This is a genomic window from Candidatus Laterigemmans baculatus, from assembly GCF_010367455.1.
In the GTDB taxonomy this organism is placed as follows: domain Bacteria; phylum Planctomycetota; class Planctomycetia; order Pirellulales; family Pirellulaceae; genus Laterigemmans; species Laterigemmans baculatus.
Window position 1 is genome coordinate 1 of record NZ_WRPR01000122.1, and the last position, 4987, is coordinate 4987.

The 4987-nt window shown below is 66.2% G+C and carries 3 protein-coding genes; all 3 read right to left on the reverse strand.

What is annotated here, in order from left to right; all coding sequences use genetic code 11:
• Positions 1-232: 232 nt before the first annotated feature.
• The 3 genes from GNK13_RS19155 to GNK13_RS19165 all read right to left on the reverse strand — a co-directional run bounded on the left by GNK13_RS19155 (position 233) and on the right by GNK13_RS19165 (position 4745).
• Complete coding sequence (locus tag GNK13_RS19155; RefSeq protein ID WP_164104171.1) at positions 233-1378, reverse strand: WD40 repeat domain-containing protein; 1146 nt, start codon at positions 1376-1378, stop codon at positions 233-235.
• 146 nt (positions 1379-1524) lie between these two features.
• Positions 1525-3978, reverse strand: coding sequence for a DUF1549 domain-containing protein (locus GNK13_RS19160; protein ID WP_164104172.1), 2454 nt, complete (start codon positions 3976-3978; stop codon positions 1525-1527).
• Positions 3975-4745 carry a hypothetical protein gene (locus tag GNK13_RS19165; RefSeq protein WP_164104173.1) on the reverse strand — a complete coding sequence of 257 codons (771 nt, stop codon included), beginning with the start codon at positions 4743-4745 and terminating at the stop codon, positions 3975-3977. Before GNK13_RS19165 ends, GNK13_RS19160 begins: the two co-directional genes overlap by 4 nt.
• Positions 4746-4987 lie beyond the last annotated feature (242 nt).

Sequence of the window (4987 nt, forward strand, 5' to 3'; positions counted from 1 at the left end):
CGGATGGTGGCCACGGAGGGACACGGAAGAGCACGGAAAGGAGAAGGACCGCGGATAGCTCGGAGAACGCGGATGAAAGAGGGAGGGAGGTTTGGTGGGTGGCAATCTGAGATTTCGGATTTCAGACTTGAGAATTTTGTAAGGCGGGGGAGGAAACGACCACGAATGATACGAATTGAGCGGATGGTGGCCACGGAGGGACACGGAAGAGCGCGGAAAGGGGGGGCGTTGTTTAGAAGTCGATGAGCTTGAGTTCGCCCGTGGAGGTTCCGTAGAGGAGGGTTCGGTCGAGGGCGATGGCGAGGGCGGTGATCCAGTCGTCGCTGATCGGTTCGGCGCGGAGGATCTTGGTGGTTGCCGCTTCGATTTCCAGGAGCCTTCCGGCGGTGGTTCCGACGACGACTGCTGTGCCATCGGGGGTCCAGCAGTGGCAGACGGGCCGCTCGTCGCTGAGCCGGGCAAACCGTATCAGGCGGCCGATCGTGGGTTGCCAAAAGCGAACCGTGCGGTCGTCGCCGATCGATGCCATCAGCGGCAAGGTTGGACGGGAAGTGTTGTTGCCGTCGAGGTCTTCGTGGCGGTGCGGCATCGCCAGGGCGATGACCTGCTGTGTGTGTTGGTTGAGCGTCCGGATCAAGCGGCCATCGCGGGGATTCCAAACTCGGATCGTTGCATCACGGCTGCTCGAGGCGAGCCTGTCGGAAGTGAGCCAAGCGACGTCGGTCACGGCTGCCGAGTGGCCTTCGAATCGCAGCGTCTGCCGATAGCGTGCTCCTCGACCGTCGCCGGCTGCTTCCCAGACTGCGGCAGTCCCGTCGAAAGAGGCCGCCGCGAATCGCTGGCCGTCCGGAGACCAGCGGGCCGCGCAGACGAAGTCGGTGAAGCCGTTGGCGGTCGAGTTGAACGGAAGCCAGCCGCTGGGCTTGCCATCGGTTCCCGCTGCGATGCCAGTGACCGCCAAGAAGCCGGACTCACCCGGCTCGCCGCCGCCGACCAGCAGCCGGTCGCCGTGAAAGTCGAGCGACAGGATCATCGACGCGTCACCGCTCTGCCGAGCGAGTTCCCGCAGGCTGGGGACTTCCCGCAGGCTGGGGATTTCCCGCAGGCTGGGGACGCTGAGCAGACGCAGTCCGAGCTGGGAGCCGACGACGACGGAACGACCGTCGGGGGCCCAAGCGAGCGCCGTAATTGGGGGCGCCGTACTTGGGGGCGCGGTAGCCGGGGGCGCCGTGACAGGCTGCTCTTGGGGCACCGGCTGTTCTTGAGCCACAGCAGCGGCTAGCGGCAGCGCGAGCCAGAGGAGGCTGATGCATCCGAGCCCGCACGCGATGCGGCTCGGCTGCGGGCGGCCGGAGAGCCAGGCTCTGGGAGGACTCATGCGAGCACGTCCGCGATCACATGAGCGGTTTCATCGGCGAGGCGGATCGGTCTTCCGTCGGGTGACTGGGCGCATCAAATCGGGTAGCGACAACCCGAGCGTCGCCAGCGAACCGATGCGGAGCAATTCGCGTCGAGAGCTTTTCATCATTGGTTGGTCATGAACGAGTGGCTAGTCAGGAGACTCCACGCCATGTCTTCGAGTGCGTATCGATATTCCAGCGATAGCTCGGGGGTGCCGCCAAGTTGAGCCAGCCAGTAGTGGAGTTCATCGGGTCGAGGCGAACGGCTGAGGCAGCGGAGATAGAGTTGTTCGATGACTTCGCTTGGTTCGATGACCTCGCTTGGTTCGACGACCTCGCTTGGTTCGGGGCTCGAGCCGGCTGCCCAGTGCTGGACGATTCCTCGCGGATCAGCGATCGCTCCATTGACGAGCGGACCGGCGATGATCGCGAGTCGACCGGAGAGCGAATCGCTGAGCTCATCAGAACAGGCCGCCGCGTTCCCGCACGGATCGACGGCGGGCGTGGTTGGAGAGGGAAGCGAGAGGCGGGTAATCGCGCGCGGGTTTGCGAGGCTCGATTGCCGCTCGCCTGCGAGCGAGGTGACGTCGGAGATCGCGTCGAGCAATACCGCAGCCGAGAGAGGACGCGGAGTGCGGTAGGCGTAGAATTCGGCTCCCTGCAGGAACGCGGCTCCCTGTGATGACTCGGCGCCCTGTCGCAATTCGGGCCCCTGTCGCGAATCGGGCCCCTGTCGCGAATCGGGATGGGGGGATCGATTCGAGGCGACCTGCTGTGCGGAAGCTCGTCCGTAGGCGTCGCTGCGAGCGATCTCACGGATCAGGTACCGCAAGTCGAAGTCGTGTTGTTGCCAGTCGGCGGCCAGGGCATCGAGCAGCGCTGGATGGGTGGCGGGGTTCGAGCCGCGGAGATCGTCGACCGGGTTGATCAAGCCGCGGCCAAACATTTCGGCCCACACGCGATTGACCCACGCGCGTGCGACCCAGGGAGCGCCGCTGCCGCGGACGAACTCCGCGAGCCGAGGCCGCGGATCGCGCGTCGCGGAGACTTCGGTTCCGTCGGGCAGCCGTGGGAGCTCGGGGTCGCCCGTGGCTGGATTGATGTTGCTCGCTCCGGGAAACCAGTCCACTTCGGCGCTGCGGCGGACTCCCGCAAAGAGCGCTGCCAAGCCGTGATAGTCTTCCTGCGTCCAGCGATCGAGCGGGTGGTCGTGGCAGTTCGCGCAACGCATCCGCACTCCCATCACGACTTCGGAAAACATCTCGGTTTGAGCTCGTGCGTCCGGAACGCCGAGGTAAAAGCCGACCGCGCCACTTTGCTCCGGAGTGCCGCTGGCGGAGACCAAGTCGGCGAGCAGTTCGGGCAGCGGCGTGGCGGCAGTCCACTGGCTGCGGAGAAACTGTTGATAGTGCAACGCAGCATCCGCGCTGCCTCCGCGACCGGCGAGCGAGTCAATCCGCAGAGCCGCTCCGAGCCGGTGCGTCCAGTAGTCGGTCGCAGCGGGACTGGCCAGCAGCGAATCGATCCAGCGAAGTCGCTTGCGGGGCGAACGGTCGCTGGCGAACCGCTGCACTGCGTCGACACTCGGCAGGCGTCCGGTCAAGTCGAGTGTGACTCGCCGCAGGAACGAGGCATCATCGGTCAGGGGTGCGGCCGCGATTCCTAATTCAGCGAGCCTCTGGTTGATCAGCCGGTCGATGAGACCTGTGCCGGAATGGGGTGACCGATCGACCGGACCGGCCCTCCCCGGGCCTGAGAGCCCGACCCTCCCGGGGAGAGGGTAAGGGTGGAGAGGGTAAGGACTGGTCGCTTGCGCTAGGGGAGGGTGAGGGTGGAGGACTTCGACGGCCGTCGTCTTGTCGCGGACCCGGACCAGCAGCACGTGCCGTCCGGGACGGAGCGGCCGCACGGTTCCAGGGGAATCGCCGAGTGCGAGCGATTGGGGATCGAGCGAAGTCAGCACGGCCCAGTCGGTCAGATCGCGCCACTCGGGCTCCCTCGGGCTGCGCTCGCCGAAGGCACCGAGCACGCGGAAGGCGACTTCCTGGTCGGCGGCTGGGTCGACGGTGATCCGACTCGGCTCGGTGCGGATCGAGCGGAGGTCCGGAGCAGAGGCTGAGCGTGGTGCTCCCGAACGAATCCATGCGACGAGCGTCCGCCAATCTGAGGAGTTGGGGTCGAGCGGTTGCCCGCCGCCGTGCTCGATGAATTCGCCCGCTTTGCGGACCAGCAGGCTCATCTCGGCGTCGACAAGGTTGATGCGTCGGCCCCCAAAATGCTGCACGATCCGCTCCCAATCGAGCTCGGGATCCTGACCGTACAGCGAGAGCTGAAAACCGCCGCGGCCGATCGCCGCCCCATGGCAGGCGCCGGTGTTGCAGCCCGCTTTGGTCAGGATCGGCAGAACCTGGTTGGCGAATTCGGGCGGGTTAGCCACCTCAGCCGGAGCAGGCTCGTCGGCCGCGGCGACCGAACCGGTCAGGTTCACTGGGGCGAGCAAGTGGAGTCCCGAGCCGATCGCCAAGATCGCTGCGAGGCCGCGCCAGCCGCTGGATCGAGAAGTGCTGCGGCGGCTCACGAGCGATCCTTCGCCTCCGGCTGGGTTGCCTCCCGCTCGGCTTCCTCCTCCGGCTGGGCCCTTTCCTGCACCTTGGATTGTTCTCCCCGTGGGGTCCCTTCGCGACTTCGCATCCGCATTCCGGGCCGTTGGCCAGCGGCCTGCAGCAGCGACTCGACCGTGGGCGGCTGGCCACCGACCACGTCACAGATCGCGCGAAGCACTTGGGGAAGCTCGACGGGGAGGCTCGGGTCGATCAGTGCGAAGTTCGCCGTCACGCGGCCCTCGTCGGCGACCAGCACCGTCAGGGTGACGTTGCGATTGAGCCCATAAGCGCCTGGGCCTTCGGCTCCAGCGGGCGAGATGCCAATCGTCACGTTCTTCGGCAGAGCATGTCGGGCGCGGCGGACGCGTTCGGCCAGTTCCGTGGGATCTTCGCCCAAGAAGACGACGGCCGTTTTGAGCCCATCCCGCTGGCGGCTGGCCGCATACTCGCCGAGGATCCGCGTGAAGCCGACCGAGGGACGCGTCAGGACGTGGACGAAGACGACCAGCCGCGGCGAATCGGCATCGTCGCTGGTCAGGTCGACTTGCTTGGTCGGGTCCTCGGCCAAGACCAGCTGGACCGGAAGCGCCGGCAACGGCTCGCCGACCTGCGGCCCAGAAAAGACGGGTTCATCGGCCTCCCGCTCGTCGGCTGCCTGCAGCGGAACGGCGAGAATGGCACAGACCATGATCCAGCTCGCCACCGTGCTGCCGAGCATTCCGCTCCACCCGTTGCGTCTCATCGCTGGACCTCCTCCGGTCGTTGTTCGATTGGCGTAGAGCCGAGGTCATCAGTTTAGGGATCGTCGGCGACGGGGACCAGAAATTCGAGCCGTGGGCGTGCGAGAGCGAGGGGACCACGAAGGACACGAAGAGCACGAAGGAAGGGCGGGGAGGGACCGCGGATAGCTCGGAGAACGCAGATGAAAGGGGGAGGAGGGGAGGTGGCGGGCGATCGAAATGGACGAGTGGGGCCACGGAAGGA